Genomic DNA, 16,437 nt, shown 5'->3' with positions numbered 1-16,437 from the left:
GATTCGCCCTGGGGGCGGCCCGGCGAACCCGCTGGATTACCTTCATGTTGCGCATTGCGGTGTTCGCTCTTGGGGCGGCCCGGCGTGTTCATGCGGCCCGTTTGGCGGCAATGGCGTTGCCGGCCCGGCTGGAACCCTTGCGGTTCAGGTGGGACGACATCCATTGCCCGATGTTGACCACGGCGTCGAAGTCCACGCCGGTTTCGATGTCCAGGCCGCGCAGCATGTACAGCACGTCTTCGGTCGCGACGTTGCCGGTGGCGCCCTTGGCGTACGGGCAGCCCCCCAGGCCGGCCACGGAAGTGTGAAAAATGGAAATGCCCGTTTCCAGCGCCGCCAGGATGTTGGCCAGGGCCTGGCCGTAGGTGTCGTGGAAGTGGCCGGACACGCGCGCCGGGTCCACGACGCGCGTGACGGCCGCCATCACCTCGCGCACGCGCTTGGGGGTGCCCACGCCGATGGTGTCGGCCACGTCGATCTCGTCGACCTGCATCGCCAGATAGCGCTGCGCCACGTCCACCACCGCCTCGGCCGGGACCTCGCCCTGGTACGGGCAGCCCAGCGCGCAGCTGATGCTGCCGCGCACGCGGATGCCGGCCTCGCGGGCGGCCTGCACCACGGGTTCGAAGCGCGCGATGGATTCCGCGATGGAACAGTTGATGTTCTTTTGCGAAAAGGCCTCGCTGGCGGCGCCGAAGATCACGATCTCGTCGGCTCCGGCGGCAAGCGCGCCCTCGAAGCCCTTCATGTTGGGCGTGAGCACGGAATAGATCGTGCCGGGGCGGCGCTGGATGCGGGCCATGACGTCCGCGCCGTCGGCCATCTGCGGCACCCACTTGGGCGACACGAACGACGCGGCTTCGACGTTCGGGAAGCCGGCGGCGCTCAGCCGGTCGACCAGTTCCACCTTGACGTCGGTAGGCACGAATTCCTTTTCGTTCTGAAGGCCATCGCGAGGAGATACCTCGACGATCTTCACGCGGGAGGGCAAAGCCATGTCTCTTCCTGTTCCGGGATGGGATGAGCGGCGCTGCAAGGCTGCGGCGCTATCGCTCAATATTAGCGCCTACTCAAGACGCTGGTATCGGCCATCGTCCAGGCGGGCGATCCGGCCCTGCAGTTCCAGTTCCACCAGCTGCGCCTGCAGGTCGCCGGTGGCCAGGCCGCAGCGGGCCTGTATGGCATCCAGGTGCAGGGGGTCGAAGCCCAGCGCGTCGAGCACGGGATGGGAGGGCAGCGGGGCCCGGGCGGCCACGGCGCGCGGGGCGGGCACCGGGCCGCCGCCGAGTTCGTCGGTGATGTCGCTGGCGGTTTCCACCAGCTTAGCGCCCTGGCGGATCAGCGCATGGCATCCGCGGGACAAGGGCGAGTGGATCGAGCCGGGGATGGCGAAGACTTCGCGCCCGCTCTCGCCGGCCAGCCGGGCGGTGATGAGCGAGCCGCTTTGCCGGGCCGCTTCCACCACCAGCACGCCGCGCGCCAGCCCCGCCACGATGCGGTTGCGCTTGGGGAAGTGCTGGGGCTGCGCGCCGGTGCCCAGGGGCAGTTCGGATACCAGCGCGCCGTGCGCCGCGATGCGGTGCGCCAGTTCGCGGTGCTTGGCGGGATAGACGCGGTCGACGCCCGTGCCCATGACCGCCACCGTGCCGGCGCCTTCCGGGCCGGCGTCCAGCGCGCCTTCATGGGCGGCGCCATCGATGCCCAGGGCCAGCCCGCTGGCCACGCGCCAGCCGTGGGCCGCCAGGTGGCGGGCGAATGCGCGGGCGTTTTCACGGCCGCCGGGCGTGGCGTTGCGCGCGCCCACCACCGCCAGCGTGGGCCCTTGCAGGAAGGCCGGATCGCCGGCGACGTAGAGCAGGATGGGGGGATCCGCGATCGTGAGCAGGCTTTGGGGATAGGTCGGATCCGCTAGCGTCAGGATGTGCCGGCCCGGCTCGGCGGCCCACTCGAGCGCGCCCTCGACCTGGGCAGCCATGTCGGCGGGCATCGGCGCGGCCAATTGGCGCGCGAGCGCTTCGGGCAGGTGCCGCGAGAGCGCCGTGGCGCGCTGCGCGTAGATCTGCTCGGGCAGGCCGAGCGCGCTCAACAGCGTGCATGCCGTGGCGGAACCGACATTCGGCTCCAGGGAAAGCCGCAGCCAGGCGGCCAGTTCTGAGGGAGATTGCGTAAGCGGCATGTAGCGGGCGCGCGGGAGCGTCGGTGGTGGTGCGAGAGTGTCGCATGCTGGCGCGCGGGCCGCGCCTCGGGGTGGATGGAATTGCGGCGCGGTCCGCGCGCGTAACAATCGGGGACGCGGCAATCCGGCCAATCCTGAAATTAGCCGAAAACTATTAGAAATCAAGAATCTAATGAATTAAACTGTTGCTAAGCAACATTACCTGGCTATTCCCCTTCAATGGCTTTACTTCCCATTCTTCGCTACCCGGATTCGCGCCTGCACAAAAAGGCCAAGCCGGTCGCCGAGGTCGATGACCGCATCCGCCAACTGGTGCGCGACATGGCCGAAACCATGTACGACGCGCCGGGCGTGGGCTTGGCCGCGACCCAGGTCGACGTGCACGAACGCGTCGTGGTGATCGACGTGTCCGAGGAAGGCAATCAGCTTCTGGTCCTGATCAATCCCGAGATCACCTGGCGCAGCGACGACTACAAGGTCTACGAAGAAGGGTGCCTGTCCGTGCCCGGCATCTACGACGAGGTCGAGCGCGCGTCCCGCATCCGCTGCAAGGCGCTGGACGCCGACGGCAAGCCGTTCGAATTCGACGCCGATGGCTTGCTGGCGGTGTGCGTGCAGCATGAGCTGGACCACCTCGAAGGCAAGGTGTTCGTGGAATACCTCTCCAGCCTGAAGCAGAACCGCATCAAGACCAAGCTGAAGAAGGCCGAGCGCGAAAGGGCGTGACCCACCCCCTACCCGTTTCGCGGGCCCCCTCAAGGGGGCGGCGCTGGCGGACCGGCGAAGCCGGCTCCGCGGCGCCCCGAATCGGGCAGGGCATCTGCATGCGCGGAAACGCGATTCTTCGAACCCCTGTTTCATTCTTTTCCAACCCATGCGCCTAGTCTTTGCCGGCACGCCGGAATTCGCCCGTATCGCGTTCGACGCCCTGCGGACCGCCGGCCATGAAATCCCCCTGGTCATGACTCAGCCCGACCGTCCCGCAGGACGGGGCTTGAAGCTGACGCCCAGCCCCGTCAAGCAGGCTGCGCTGGATGCCGGCATCGAAGTCGCCCAGCCGCGCAGCCTGCGCCTGGACGGCCGCTATCCCGACGAGGCCGGGCAAGCCCGTGCGCTGCTGGAACGTGTGGCGCCCGATGTGATGGTGGTGGCCGCCTATGGCTTGATCCTGCCGCAATGGGTGCTGGACCTCCCGCGCCTGGGGTGCCTGAACATCCACGCCAGCCTGTTGCCGCGCTGGCGCGGCGCCGCGCCCATCCAGCGTGCCATCGAGGCCGGCGACGCGCAGACCGGCGTGACCATCATGCAGATGGACCAGGGCCTGGACACCGGCGATATGCTGCTTGAACGCGTCGTGCCGATCACGGCCGATACCAACGCGGCCCAACTGCATGATGCGCTGGCCCAGGCGGGCGGCGAAGCCATCGTCGAGGCGCTGGACGCCCTGGAGAAGGGCGGCCTGACGCCGCGCAGGCAGCCCGAGGAAGGCGTGACCTACGCGGCCAAGCTCGACAAGGCCGAGGGCGCGCTGGACTGCACCCAGCCGGCCGGGCTGCTGGCGCGCCGCGTGCGGGCATTCAATCCGGTGCCCGGCGCCAGCATCCGCCTGCCGGGCTTGCCCGACCCGGTGAAGGTCTGGCGCGCGCAAGCGCTGGACGAAGCGGCTACGGCCGCACCCGGCAGCGTGCTGCGCGCCGATGGCGCGGGAATCGATATCGCTTGCGGCCAGGGCGTGCTGCGCCTGCTCGAATTGCAGAAGGCGGGCGGCAAGCGCCAGCCCGTGGATGTGTTCGCGCGTGGCTGGCAGCCGGCCTGAATCCAGGCGCCGTCCGGCCCGCTCGGGGAAACCGGGTCAGGGCCTGCGGCCCAGGAGATCCACGTAGGCGCCGGACACCAGCTGTTCCGGCGCCACGCCCAGCCCCGCCATCAGGCTGCGGGCCTCTTCCATGCCGGCGTCCGGGGTTTCGCCCTCGCGCAGCACCACTTCCAGCTCCAGGAACTCTCCCAGGCCTTCCACAAGATCCAGATGGATGCGGGTGCGTCCGGCCATGTACAGCCGCCGCTGCTTCCTGACCCGCCCGACCGTGCCGTAGGCCAGCGTGAGCGCCTCGCGCAGCGTGTCGGGCGCATCGGTTCGTGAAATCACGTAGAAGCTTTCTTTCGGGCCCGCTGCGTCGCTGCGGCGATAGAAGATCAGCTCGCCCGTGCCGTCGGCGAAAGCGCGCAGTTTCAGCCGGCCGTTGGCGCAAGCGAAGAAGGTATCGTCCTGCGCGATGGCGACGGGCTCCTGGCCGGACATGGCTGCCGCCAGCGGCTCGATGGCGTCCAGGCTGTCGACCCTGGCCTTGATCTCGACGTTGCGCGCCATGGGGGCGTCGCCTCAGTACAGCGAGCCGGCCACGCGGGCGGGCAAGTCGCGGTCGTAGGCGACGCCGTCGAAGGTGCCTGCCGTCAGGTCCGACAGGATGCGGCCCACGCTGGGCAGCGCGCTGCGCGGCACCTGGGTGGCCGGGTCCCAGAGCTTCGAGCGCAGCAGGGCGCGCGAGCATTGGAAGTACACGGTCTGCACGTCGATGACGAGCACCGAGCGCGGCTGCTTGCCGTCCATCTCGAAGCGCGCGAGCAGGGCTGGCTCTACGCTGATGCGGGCCGTGCCGTTGACCCGGAGGGTTTCGCTTACGCCGGGCACGAGGAACAGCAGCGCGACGCGCGGGTCGGCCAGCACGTTGCGCAGGCTGTCGATGCGGTTATTGCCGCGGCGGTCCGGCAGGAGCAACGTTTTCTCGTTTTCCACCACGACGAAGCCCGCGGGATCGCCGCGCGGCGACGCATCCAGTCCGTCGGGCCCGCCGGTTGCCAGAATCGCGAATGGCGCGGCTTCGATGAAGCTCCGGTAGTGGGGATGCACATGGTCCACTTCCTTCTTGATCGAGGCTTCGCCGGGCTCGCCGTACAAGGCCTGCAGCGCGTCGGCGTCGGAAATCAGGTGGGCGGGATCGAGGTGCATGGCGGTGGAGCTCCAGGTTCAGGCCAGGGTGGATGGCAGGTCGGCGACGGTCAGGAACAGCTCATCGGGGCCGCGTTCGCGCAGCGCCTCGACATGGTTATAGCCCCAGGCGACGGAACCGACCCGCACGCCGGCCTTGCGGGCGGCATCGATGTCGCGCATTTCGTCGCCCACCAGCAGGAAGCGCTCGGGGGCGGTGCCATGGTGCTTGAGCAGGCGGTCGATCTTGGCGGACTTGCCGAACAGGTCAGTGCCGCATTCGAAATCGTCGAACAGGGCGGCGGTGTCGGCGCCCAGCACGCGTCGCACGTTTTCGGTGGAATTCGAGCTGACCACGGCGAGGCGCAGGCCGGCGGCCTTCAGCCGGGCCAGCGCGTCGGGTATGCCCTCGAACAGGTGCACGCTGGGGTCGATGTCCTGCATGAGCGTGCGCACGTGCGCCATGATCGCCGGCAGCTTCCAGAGCGGGATGCCCAGGAACTTCAGGATCTCGGACGCCTCGCGGTGCCGGAGCTGGTCGCGCTCCGCCGCGTCGATCTTGCGGAAGCCGTACTTATCGGCCACCGTGTTCAGGATGGAATTGAACCAGGGCATGGTGTCCGCCAGGGTTCCGTCGAAGTCAAAAGCGGCGATGTCGTATTTCAAGTGAAGGATCCAATGCGCGGCGGACGCGGGCGTCAGACGCCGTTGGGATGAAGTAGATAGTGCACGACCGGCGCCAGGGCTTCAAGCGGCGGCGCGCCCGCCACGACGCGGGCGGCGTTCGTCCACGGATAGTCCAGCGCCAGCAGCCAGCCGAAGACCGTTTCCGCGTCGGCTGCCGGCAGGCTCACCATGGTTTCGATGGTGATGACGAGGCTGGAGGCCCGATAGGGCTCGTTCTGGAATTCCCAGTCGTAGCGGCCACAGCCCACCCGCACGTTGCCGGTGGCCTTCTCGGTCATGCCCACGATCCAGTCGCATTGGTAGCCCGGCAGGCGGACGTCCGGCTCGGGCCGCGACAGATAGAACGTGTAGACGTTTTCATAGGTCTGGCCGAACTTGCGCACGAGCGTATCGGCGATGGCCGCCAGGCCGTGCGATTCGGGCGGGAATGCGATGGCTTGCGTGCGCAAGGCCATTTTCAGCACCGCGTCCGGCGCGAAGGCGCGCGCCATATAGTGCGGTCGGTTCTCGTCCTTGGCGTGGAAATAGTCGCGCAAGACGGATTCGGTGCTGGAGGGGGGCAATGTATCGATGGACATCGCAAGGGCTTCCTTCCGTTAAGGCCCAAGGGCCGCATCAGGCCTTGACCGGATCGAACCATTTCGAGACGTTGGGCGGCTCGTAGATGGCGTAGCGATCCAGCAGCAGGACGGGGTCGTCTTCCACCACCAGCATGTCGCGATGCTGGGGGCGGATGAATTCTTCTTCCACGGCGTGATCCACGAACTGGACAAGCGAATCGTAGTAGCCGGCGATGTTCAGCAGGCCGCAGGGTTTCTGGTGCATGTTCAGTTGCGCCCAGGTCCAGACCTCGAAGAACTCCTCCAGCGTGCCGGCGCCGCCGGGCAGCGCGATGAAGCCGTCGGCCTTCTCCATCATCATGGCCTTGCGTTCATGCATGTTCTGCACCAGGTGCAGTTCGGTCAGGCCGCGGTGCGCATGCTCCTTCTTCAGAAGCAATTCGGGGATGACGCCGATCACGCGGCCGCCGCCGGCCAGCACTTCATTGGCCACCACGCCCATGATGCCGACGACCGAGCCGCCGTACACCAGCCCCAGGTCGCGCCGGACCAATTCCCTGGCCAGCACGCGGGCCTGTTCGATGTACTCCGGCCGGGAGCCGGGGTTCGAACCGCAATACACGCAAATATTCTTCAGAGTCATAGTCGTTCGGTAATGCCTGTCCCCGTTACAGATTGCGTCACGGGTTTTGGGAAGCCCATAGTTTACGCAAGGTTGAGAAACGGCTTCGGCAGCCGCGGTATTGGGGGGCGGAGGCAATGTTTGGACACAGCATGATCCGCCACGATCGGTAGACTGGATTGTTCGGAACGACAGGAAGCCCAGGGCGCATCGGCTTCAGCAAGAACCGGTGCACCCAATGTCGCAGTGCTTTCACTTGACCAAGAGGAGCCACGATATGGAACAAGCAACCCGTACCCAAACGCAGGCGAGCCGCCCGTTCGAAATGGACGTGAAGGCGATACGCGCGAAAGCGCGCAAGGACATCGAGTCCGGCGCGGTGACCGATACCTATCGCGCGGACCGGCAGACCGTGCTCAAGCTGCTCAACGAAGCGTTGGCCACCGAGATCGTCTGTGTGCTGCGCTACAAGCGCCATTACTTCATGGCGCGCGGGCTGAACGCGGAGCCCGTGGCGGCCGAGTTCGCCGAACACGCCACGCAGGAACAGGAGCACGCCGACCGGCTGTCGGAGCGCATCGTGCAACTGGGGGGCGAGCCCAACCTTTCGCCCAAGGGCCTGCTGGAGCGCAGCCATTCCGAGTATGTCGAGGGCGGATCGCTGGAAGAGATGATCAAGGAAAACCTGATCGCCGAACGGATCGCCATCGACAGCTATCGCCAGATGATCGATTACATTGGCGAACAGGACTCCACCACGCGCCGCCTGCTGGAAGAGATCCTGGCCGTGGAAGAGGAACACGCCGACGACATGTCGGACTTCCTGGCGAAGCGCTAGGAGGCGCGCTGCGGGGCCGTGCTCGAGCGCGGGCAGGATCAGGGGGGCGCACTTGCCGGAGATCGGTTCCAGCGCGCGCTTCCCAGTTGGCCGGATTCAGACCGTATCGGCCCACAGGTCGTATTCGTCGGAATCGGTGACGCGGGCGCGCACCATGTCGCCCGCCTTCAGGGGCTTGTCCGAGCTGACGTAGACGCAGCCGTCGATTTCGGGGGCGTCGCCGCTGCTGCGGCCCACGGCGCCATCCTCGTCCACTTCATCGATCAGCACGTCGATCTCGCGGCCGACCTTCCGTTCGAGGCGGGCGGTCGAGATGGCTTGCTGCAATTCCATGAAGCGTTCCCAGCGTTCCTGCTTGACCTCGTCCGGCACGGGGTTGTCCAGCAGGTTCGCGGGCGCGCCTTCCACCGGCGAATATTGGAAACAGCCGACGCGGTCCAGCTGCGCTTCCTGCATCCAGTCCAGCAGGTACTGGAAGTCTTCCTCGGTTTCGCCAGGGAAGCCCACGATGAAGGTCGAACGGATCGTCAGGTCCGGGCAGATCTCGCGCCAGCGCTTGATGCGGGCGAGGGTCTTGTCTTCGAACGCGGGGCGCTTCATCGCCTTCAGGATGCGCGGGCTGGCGTGCTGGAACGGAATGTCCAGGTAGGGCAGGATCTTGCCCTCGGCCATGAGGGGAATCACTTCGTCCACGTGCGGATACGGATAGACGTAGTGCAGGCGCGTCCAGACGCCCATTTCGGACAAGGCCGTACAGAGCTCGGTCATGCGGGTCTTTACCGGGCGGCCGTTCCAGAAGCCGCTGCGGTACTTGACGTCCACGCCATAGGCGCTGGTGTCTTGCGAGATCACCAGCAGTTCCTTCACGCCGGCCTTGACCAGGCGCTCGGCCTCATTGAGCACATCGCCCACCGGGCGGCTGACCAGGTCGCCGCGCATGGACGGGATGATGCAGAAGCTGCAGCGGTGATTGCAGCCTTCCGAGATCTTCAGGTAGGCGTAGTGGCGCGGCGTGAGCTTTACGCCTTGCGGCGGCACCAGGTCCAGGTAGGGGTTGTGGTCCTTCTTGGGAGGCGCGGCGTCGTGCACGGCGCGCACGACCTCTTCGTATTGCTGCGGGCCGGTCACGGCCAGCACGCTGGGATGCACGTTGCGGATCACCGATTCCTCGACGCCCATGCAGCCCGTGACGATGACCTTGCCGTTCTCGGCCAGGGCCTCGCCGATGGCATCCAGCGATTCCGCCTTGGCGCTGTCGATGAAGCCGCAGGTGTTGACGACGACGACGTCCGCGTCGTTGTATTCGGGCGTGACTACGTATCCTTCGGTGCGCAGCTGGGTCAGGATGCGTTCGGAGTCGACCAGGGCTTTGGGGCAGCCCAGGGACACGAACCCCACGCGCGGGGTCCGGCCGTCGGCGTTGGCGGCGGCGATGGTGTCGGCCAGGGTGGAGGCGGCGGAGGCGTTCGCGTCAGCGCTGTTGGCTTTGCCGGGGCCCTTGCCAGGCCGGGAGGTTTCGAGGATTTCCAATATCGTTCACCAAAAAAACGCGCGGCAAGCGTGCTGCGCGGCGGATGTGTTGTTCGTATAGGGCGAGGCCGGGGCGGCAGGCCTCAAGATTCAGCGTGCTCGTGGGCGCGCCACGGGGGCAGCTCTCGCAGGGTCTCGGGATGCAGCATTGCCACCTGCAGCAAGGTCTTCGCCGCGCCCGAGGGGGTGCGCCGTCCTTGTTCCCAATCCTGCAGAGTGCGTACGCTCACGCCCAGCAGTTCAGCGAAATCCGTTTGCGGCAGGCCCACGCGGCTGCGTGCTTCGCTGATATGCGACGCCTGCCACGGTGCGCTGCGCGCTGTCGGGGCAGCATTCTTCATGGCTCTTCAAAAGTCGGGTGGCGCCGGCATGCGGCATCCCAGGGGTTCAGGCCCACGTGCCAGGATGGCGGCGAAGGCGAATCCGGAATTATACGGCATTGCCGTAGGTCGGCCGGGGAGCGGGATCTGCGCCCGGAGTCCCCGTCCGCCAAACAGGTTCGCGCCCGGCGGCATCGGCCATCGCATCCCCTTTCCCGGAGGGACGAAAAAATAATGACTCTATTAATCAGCGGGTCGCGCGCGCAAATGGCAAAAAATGCCGGTCCATGCAAACCCGGAAATCTGGAATATAGTCATATCGCAAAAATCAAAATATGAAGTGAGCGTATGGATCCGTCGTTGCTTCCATCTTTGGCATGGTTCGCTCACGTTGCGCATCACCGCAGTTTTACGAAGGCAGCCGCGGAGATGGGTGTTTCGCGGGCCAATCTTTCGCAGAACGTGAAGGCCCTTGAACGCCGTCTCAACGTCAAGCTGCTGTATCGAACCACGCGGGACATGTCCCTGACCGTAGAGGGGCAACGGCTTTACGACGTCTGGTATCCGGCGCTGGTCGCCGTGGGGCGGGCGGTGGACGACATCCATGGCGCCCGGCACGAGCCCGCGGGATTGATCCGGGTAAATACGTCCCGCGCGGCGGGGAAACTCCTGATCGAGCCGCATCTGGAGGAATTCTGCTCGCGCTATCCCAAACTGGATCTCGAACTGGTCATGGACGACGGGCTGGCGAATATCATCGCCGACGGTTGCGATGCGGGGATCCGCATCGGGGAAAGCCTGGCGGAACATATGATGGCCGTGCCGATTACGCCGGTCCTGGAAATGGCGGTGGTCGCCACGCCGGCTTATTTCGACCGGTTCGGCGAGCCGGCGACGCCTGCCGATCTGGCGCGGCACAATTGCCTGCGCTACAGGCTGGCCAGCGGCGCCGTTTTCCAATGGGAATTCACATCGCCCGCGCCCGAAAGCCACGCATTTACGGTCGAACCCCGCGGAAGCATCACCACCAACGATGACGACGGGATGCTGCGCGCGGCGCTGCAAGGGGTGGGGCTGATGCAGCACATCGACCTCGTGGTCCAGCGCCATATCGCCGAAGGCTCTCTCGTGCGCGTGCTGCGGCCATGGTGCAGGCCTTTTCCCGGTTTCTATATTTATGCTCCCGTCCGCGCGCAAATGCCCGCGCGGCTGCGGGCGCTTATCGATTTTCTGGTCGAAAAAAGAAACGTAATGCCGGGATGGAGCGACAGGTATTAGACCGGATGCTGTTTGAAAACGACATTTATGCCCATGTCGATTGTCGATAATTCCGGAGCCGGGGAAACGCAAAACCAATATAAGTCATTGAAATGCAATAAATTGTATTTCACTGTCAATTTACCGATACAGCTGATGTATCGATAAATTGACACATAGGGGTTTACCCTGCATTTATCATCCTGTTTTCACCAATTGTTGCTGTTTCTTTCCTTGCCGAGGCGGTGGCCGCCCGGCAGGCATCCAGCGTAATTGCAAAACGACGGCAGTGCCCAAACCCGATGGGAAGAGGATCGGGGGCCCTGGGCGGCAGCGGCGCGGTCAACTGAATTTCCGAATATCCAGGTGGGTGACGGCCTTGTGCGGACAAGGTCCGGCCCAGGCCGTCTGTCGCGCATGAAAAACATAAACGTGGGATCGATCAAAGCGGACCGAACAGCCGCTCCAAGGATAATCAGGATGAATAATTTAAAAATATCGACCAGGCTGGCATTGATTATTGGTTGGCTCTCCGTCTTGATGATGGGCATCGGCGGGGCGGGGATTTATGGCATGCGCCAGACCAATGCCGGTTTCCAGGCGGTTTACGAAGACAGGATGCTCGCGCTTGGCGAGCTGCTCGATGTCCAGAGACAGCTTTTGCGCAATCGAGGCTCGGTGTCGCGGGCCGTCGCGATCGGAGACCCGCGCGAAACCGAGAGGCTGTTGCAAGAGATCGCGGACGGCGTTGCGCGGATCGATTCGGCCTGGGCCGCGTTCAAGTCCACCAACCTGTTGCCCGAAGAGCAGGCGATAGCGAAGGATTTCGAGGGCCGCCGCAGGATATTCCTGGACGGCTACCTCCTGCCCGCGCAGAGCGCCTTGCGCGGGGGGCGCGCCGAAGACGCCAGGCGGCTGTTGGTCGAGAAAGACGAGCAGCTGTATGCGCCGCTGCGCGATGACATCGTCAAGCTGACGGACTTCCAGCTCAGCGCCGGCAAGAGCGAGTACGACGCCGCGCAGGCGCGATACGTCATCGTGGAGATCATCTCCTTCGGCCTGACGTTCCTGGGTATCGGCCTCGCCATTCTCCTTGGAGCCATGCTGATACGCGGCATCCAGTCGTCGCTGAAGCAGGCGGTGGCCTCGGCCCATGCCATTGCCGGCGGGGATCTGACGCGTTCCGTCGAGGTCCGTGGCAAGGACGAGATCTCGGTCCTGCTCGAAGCCTTGCGCAAGATGCAGGATGGCTTGCGCGGCGTGGTGCGTTCGGTGCGCGGCAGCTCGGACAGCGTCGCTGCGGCAAGCTCCCAGATCGCGCAGGGCAACCTGGACCTGTCCGCCCGGACGGAGAGCCAGGCCAGCGCCCTGGAAGAAACGGCCGCCTCGATGGAGCAGCTGAACGCGACGGTGCGCCAGAATGCCGACAACGCGCAGCAAGCCAATCAACTGGCCCAAGACGCCTCGGCGACCGCCGAGCGCGGCGGCAAGGCCGTGTCCGAAGTCGTCGGCACGATCAAGGACATCAGCGAATCCAGCAACAAGATTTTCGACATCATCCAGGTCATCGATTCGATCGCCTTCCAGACCAATATTCTTGCGCTCAATGCCGCGGTAGAGGCGGCGCGCGCGGGCGAGCAGGGCCGCGGGTTCGCCGTGGTGGCTTCCGAGGTCCGGGCGCTGGCGCAGCGTTCGGCGACGGCCGCCAAGGAAATCAAGACCCTCATTCTCGACAGCGTCGGACGGGTCGAGCAAGGCAGCGCGCTTGCCGCGCAGGCGGGCGCGACGATGATCGAGGTCGTCGCCTCCATTCGCCACGTTACCGACATCGTGGGGGAAATCAGCGCCGCCAGCGTCGAACAGAGTTCGGGCGTGAGCCAGGTAGGCGAAGCCGTTACCCAGATGGACCAGGCGACCCAGCAGAATGCCGCCCTGGTCGAGGAAATGTCGGCCGCGGCCTCCAGCCTTCGGAGCCAGGCCGAGGAACTGGTCCGCACCGTGGGCGTGTTCCGGCTGGACGCGGGGAACCTCCCGCCTGGCGCGCCGGCCGCCATGGCCGGAAAACGGAGCCGCCAGCCGGAGCAGGCAGCGTCTCGCGCAAAGCCCGCAGCCGTACGCCCGTCCGCACTGCCTGCGCCCGGCCCCGCCGCGGCCTTGCAGGGCGCGGGCGACGCGGATTGGGAAACCTTCTAAGGGTGGCTTGTCACGCCTGGAGGGCTGAATCTTGATCGCTTCGAATCAGGAAATGCAGTTATGGGCCGTTCTGGAGCATTTGCCGGTCCAGGTGGCCTGGCTGGATCCGCGCCTGCAGTGCAAGCATGCGAACCTGCCGTTCAGCCATGAGGCAGGCCTGCCGCCCGAGGCGCTGAAAGGCGCCAGGGCGATGGAACTGCTGCCGCCCGACTGGCGGGCGGCGCTGGCGCCGGCGGCGGTCGAGGCGTTGCGCGGGAACAAGGTCCAGCTTGATTTCTCCACCAGGAACGCGGACGGGTCGGAATCGCACAAGCACGTCACCCTGCTGCCACAGGCGCCCGGCGGGACCGGTGGCGCCGGGTGGGACGTGCTGATGTTCGTGTCCGACCATGCCGAGTCCGCGCGGATGCGGCAGAAGCTGAGATCGTCGGCCAATGCTTTGGCGGACCTGAAGATCGCCCTGGACGCGCACGCCATCGTGGCCGTGACGGATGCGCGCGGCGTGATTACGTCGGTCAACGAGAAATTCTGTTCGATCTCGCAGTACGAACAGGAAGAGCTGATCGGGAAAACGCACCGGGTCGTCAATTCGCGCACGCATCCGCCGGCATTCTTCCAGGAGCTCTGGAAAGTCATCTCCTCGGGGGAGATATGGACGGGCGAAATCTGCAACCGGGCCAAGGATGGCTCGCTGTATTGGGTGCAGACGACCATCGTGCCCTTCCTGGATTCCGCCGGCAAGCCGGTGCAGTACATCTCCCTGCGGGTCGACGTCACGCAGCGCAAACTCCTCGAAAAGGAAAGCCTGCGGCGCGCGTTCTTCGACGACCTGACCGGCTTGCCGAATCGCAGGCTGATGAAGCGGCGCCTGTGCGAGACGAAGACGGCCTGCGCCCAGTCGGGCTCGTACGGGGCCCTGATGTTCCTGGACCTGGACAACTTCAAGGAGGTCAACGATACGCTTGGGCACGAAAGCGGAGACGACCTGCTCAAGCAGGCGGGCGCGCGCCTGAGCGCCTTGATGCGGCAAGGCGACACCGTGGCGCGGGCGGGCGGCGACGAGTACGTCATCATCGTGGGAGGGCTTGGCCCGGACGAGGCCGAAGCCGCCGCGCAAACCCACGCGCTGACGGAGCGGATACGGCGCGAACTGAACCGGCCGTATCGAATCCAGTTGGCTGAGGTGCACTCTTCCCCCAGCATCGGAGTGGTGTTGTTCCACGGAGATGCCGAGTGCGACGGCGATATCCTCAAGCACGCAGACATGGCGCTGTACCGCTCGAAAGTGCAAGGGAAGAACCAGGCAAGCCTGTTCGACCCGGACCTCAGGGACAGCATCCTGCAGCGGGCCTCGACGCTGGCGGACTTGCGCGCGGCCATCGCGCGCGAACAGTTCCGCCTGTACTTCCAGCCCGTGGTCGATGCCCGCCATCGCGTCACGGGATACGAGGCGCTCATCCGCTGGCTGCACCCGCAACGGGGCGTGGTGCTGCCCAATCAGTTCATCGGCCTGGCCGAGCAGACCGGGCTTATCCTGGAGATCGGAGAATGGGTGCTGCGCAGCGCCTGCCGGCAACTGCGAGCCTGGAGCGGCGATGCGTTCACAGCCCAATGGAGTCTCTCGGTCAACGTGAGCGCCCGGCAGATCCGGGACCCCGGCTTTCCCGCCATGGTGCAGCGCCTCGTCGAGGAATCGGGAATAGACCCGAGGCGGCTGCGGCTCGAACTCACCGAAAGCATGTTCCATGCCCGGCCCGAGCAGCCCGTGGAAGTGATGACGATGCTGAAGAAAATCGGCATACGCTTTTCCATGGATGATTTCGGCACGGGCTATTCATCGCTCGCATGCCTGAAGGACCTGCCTTTCGATCAGCTCAAGATCGACCGTTCCTTCGTCAGGGACCTGATGACCCATCCCCGGGGCAAGGCGATCGCGCGCACCATCCTGGACCTGGCCTGCGCCCTGGAACTGGACGTCGTGGCCGAAGGAGTGGACTCGATGGAGCAGTTCCATTTCCTGGAGGAGCACGGGTGCCAGGCATTCCAGGGCTATCTGTTCGGAAGGCCGGAGCCGCTGGCGGATGGGGCGAGCGTTCGGGGCTGAGCGGGAGCCGGCCTATTGCAGGGGCGAGAAGCGCACTCCCGACATCAGCAGGTTCTCCTGGGACTCAAGGCAGGGGTGGGCCTGGGGCAGGAAGTCCCGAGTCCAGGCGGGATTGCGGGCAAGCGACTCCAGTGCGCGCGTCCGGGCGGCCAGGTCCGGATACGCCCAGATGTGGATCACGCGGTTCAGCGGGCCCACATCGGTCCGGAAGTAACCGATGAGCGTCATCCCTTCGGTGGCCAGCAGGACGGGCAACGCGTGAGCTTCGTAGAGGTCGAGCCAGCGCGCCGTCTGCCCGGGCTTCAGCGTGTAGGTCCTCATTTCGTAGAGCATGGGATGCCCTCCTGCGCCAGCAGAAAATCGAGAGCCAGGCGATTGAACGCCTCGGGCTGTTCCAGATTGGAAAGATGGCCGCAAGCTTCGATTTCGGAGAGCCGGCTTCCGGGTATCCGCGCCGCCATGGCGCGCACGGCGGCGATGTCCACGAGCGAATCCTCGGTCGCGCCGATCACGTGGGTCGGAACCTGGATCGCGTCGAGCTCGATTTCGCCTTCATAGCTCGATACCGCTTCCAGCGCCTTCATATAGCCTTCGGGCTGCAACCGGCGCATGCTCTCCTCCAGCGCCTCATAGGCGCCGGGCGGGGCGCCGGCGCTGACCAGGGATCGCGCGACCGCCGACGCGATATCCGCCAGGGATTTTCCTTCGCGCAGCGGCCGCAGGCGGCTGTCCAGGAACTCGCGGCGGCGCTGCGGCGGCATCTGGCTTGCGCGGTGCAGGGCAGAGCAGATCGTCAGGCTGCGCACCGAGCCCGGATGGCGGCGCAGAAAGTCGAACGCGATTCGGCCGCCCATGGACAAACCCACCAGATGCGCCGATTCGGCCCCGAAGTACGCCATGACGCGCAGCAGGTCGTCGCAGATGTCCGCGAACGACAGCGGGCCCTCATAGCCGTCGCTGGTTCCGTAGCCCCGCATGTCCCATGCGGCCGCGAGGAAATGGGGAGAAAAGGCCCGCAGCTGTTCCAGCCAGTTCGTCCTGTTGCCGCCCACGCCGTGGAGGAACAGCACCAGCTCTCCCCGGCCCGCATGGGAGAGCGCGATCGCCGGCCGGCCGCCGGTCCGGGCATCGAGCAAGGGAAGGGCCTGCATGTGGGTCATGGCC

17 protein-coding genes are annotated in these 16,437 nt (G+C 65.6%); 6 read left to right on the top strand and 11 right to left on the bottom strand.

The genetic code is table 11. The features are described 5' to 3' along the window. Positions 1-88: 88 nt before the first annotated feature. Together JL37_RS22695 and dprA are read right to left on the bottom strand one after the other, a co-directional pair. A complete protein-coding gene (locus tag JL37_RS22695) occupies positions 89-997 on the bottom strand; it encodes a hydroxymethylglutaryl-CoA lyase (protein WP_043546898.1) in 909 nt (302 codons plus the stop codon). A gap of 69 nt (positions 998-1,066) precedes the next feature. Next, positions 1,067-2,176: a DNA-processing protein DprA gene (gene dprA / locus JL37_RS22690; protein ID WP_043546896.1), complete on the bottom strand. Its 1,110-nt coding sequence runs from the start codon at positions 2,174-2,176 to the stop codon at positions 1,067-1,069. 219 nt (positions 2,177-2,395) lie between these two features. Between dprA and def the strand changes: the two genes are divergently transcribed. Continuing rightward, positions 2,396-2,902: a peptide deformylase gene (gene def, locus JL37_RS22685; RefSeq protein WP_043546894.1), complete on the top strand. Its 507-nt coding sequence runs from the start codon at positions 2,396-2,398 to the stop codon at positions 2,900-2,902. A 148-nt stretch (positions 2,903-3,050) separates the two neighbouring features. Further along, positions 3,051-3,992 (top strand): methionyl-tRNA formyltransferase, encoded by a 942-nt coding sequence (gene fmt / locus JL37_RS22680; protein WP_043546893.1) that lies wholly within the window; start codon positions 3,051-3,053, stop codon positions 3,990-3,992. 36 nt (positions 3,993-4,028) lie between these two features. Here the strand turns inward: fmt and JL37_RS22675 are convergent, their stop codons facing one another. From JL37_RS22675 to JL37_RS22655, 5 genes are read right to left on the bottom strand one after another with little or no spacing between them, the layout of a single operon-like run. Next, positions 4,029-4,544 (bottom strand): class IV adenylate cyclase, encoded by a 516-nt coding sequence (locus tag JL37_RS22675; RefSeq protein ID WP_043546892.1) that lies wholly within the window; start codon positions 4,542-4,544, stop codon positions 4,029-4,031. 12 nt (positions 4,545-4,556) lie between these two features. Further along, positions 4,557-5,183, bottom strand: a complete 627-nt coding sequence (locus JL37_RS22670) for a pyridoxamine 5'-phosphate oxidase family protein (RefSeq protein ID WP_043546890.1) — start codon at positions 5,181-5,183, stop codon at positions 4,557-4,559. Between the two features lie 18 nt (positions 5,184-5,201). Then, complete coding sequence (locus tag JL37_RS22665; RefSeq protein ID WP_043546888.1) at positions 5,202-5,828, bottom strand: HAD hydrolase-like protein; 627 nt, start codon at positions 5,826-5,828, stop codon at positions 5,202-5,204. 32 nt (positions 5,829-5,860) lie between these two features. After that, entirely contained in the window at positions 5,861-6,427 is a 567-nt protein-coding gene (locus tag JL37_RS22660) for a hypothetical protein (RefSeq protein WP_043546887.1), read from the bottom strand. A 37-nt stretch (positions 6,428-6,464) separates the two neighbouring features. Then, positions 6,465-7,052, bottom strand: coding sequence for a TIGR00730 family Rossman fold protein (locus JL37_RS22655; RefSeq protein WP_043546886.1), 588 nt, complete (start codon positions 7,050-7,052; stop codon positions 6,465-6,467). A gap of 256 nt (positions 7,053-7,308) precedes the next feature. Between JL37_RS22655 and JL37_RS22650 the strand changes: the two genes are divergently transcribed. Further along, on the top strand, positions 7,309-7,869 hold the full coding sequence (locus JL37_RS22650; RefSeq protein ID WP_043546885.1) for a bacterioferritin: 561 nt from the start codon (positions 7,309-7,311) through the stop codon (positions 7,867-7,869). A gap of 96 nt (positions 7,870-7,965) precedes the next feature. Here JL37_RS22650 and rimO read toward each other — a convergent pair whose 3' ends face one another. Beyond that, the gene (gene rimO / locus JL37_RS22645) at positions 7,966-9,303 is read right to left on the bottom strand and encodes a 30S ribosomal protein S12 methylthiotransferase RimO (protein WP_043547203.1); all 1,338 of its coding nucleotides are present in this window, start codon (positions 9,301-9,303) and stop codon (positions 7,966-7,968) included. A 179-nt stretch (positions 9,304-9,482) separates the two neighbouring features. Then, entirely contained in the window at positions 9,483-9,740 is a 258-nt protein-coding gene (locus JL37_RS22640) for a DNA-binding transcriptional regulator (RefSeq protein ID WP_043546884.1), read from the bottom strand. Between the two features lie 327 nt (positions 9,741-10,067). Between JL37_RS22640 and JL37_RS22635 the strand changes: the two genes are divergently transcribed. The 3 genes from JL37_RS22635 (at position 10,068) to JL37_RS22625 (ending at position 15,273) form a co-directional block, all read left to right on the top strand. Further along, a complete protein-coding gene (locus JL37_RS22635) occupies positions 10,068-10,997 on the top strand; it encodes a LysR family transcriptional regulator (RefSeq protein WP_043546881.1) in 930 nt (309 codons plus the stop codon). Positions 10,998-11,456: 459 nt separating this feature from the next. Next, positions 11,457-13,169 (top strand): methyl-accepting chemotaxis protein, encoded by a 1,713-nt coding sequence (locus JL37_RS22630; protein ID WP_043546880.1) that lies wholly within the window; start codon positions 11,457-11,459, stop codon positions 13,167-13,169. Positions 13,170-13,200: 31 nt separating this feature from the next. Beyond that, positions 13,201-15,273: a bifunctional diguanylate cyclase/phosphodiesterase gene (locus tag JL37_RS22625; protein WP_052097530.1), complete on the top strand. Its 2,073-nt coding sequence runs from the start codon at positions 13,201-13,203 to the stop codon at positions 15,271-15,273. Positions 15,274-15,285: 12 nt separating this feature from the next. On the opposite strand, the gene JL37_RS22620 is transcribed toward JL37_RS22625, so the two are convergent. Continuing rightward, a complete protein-coding gene (locus tag JL37_RS22620; RefSeq protein WP_043546879.1) occupies positions 15,286-15,606 on the bottom strand; it encodes an NIPSNAP family protein in 321 nt (106 codons plus the stop codon). Beyond that, complete coding sequence (locus tag JL37_RS22615; protein WP_052097528.1) at positions 15,591-16,433, bottom strand: alpha/beta fold hydrolase; 843 nt, start codon at positions 16,431-16,433, stop codon at positions 15,591-15,593. Before JL37_RS22615 ends, JL37_RS22620 begins: the two co-directional genes overlap by 16 nt. Positions 16,434-16,437: the final 4 nt, after the last annotated feature.

It is taken from the genome of Achromobacter sp. RTa, from assembly GCF_000757485.1.
Taxonomy (GTDB): Bacteria; Pseudomonadota; Gammaproteobacteria; order Burkholderiales; family Burkholderiaceae_B; genus Achromobacter.
This window is presented reverse-complemented; position numbering and strand designations above follow the sequence as displayed.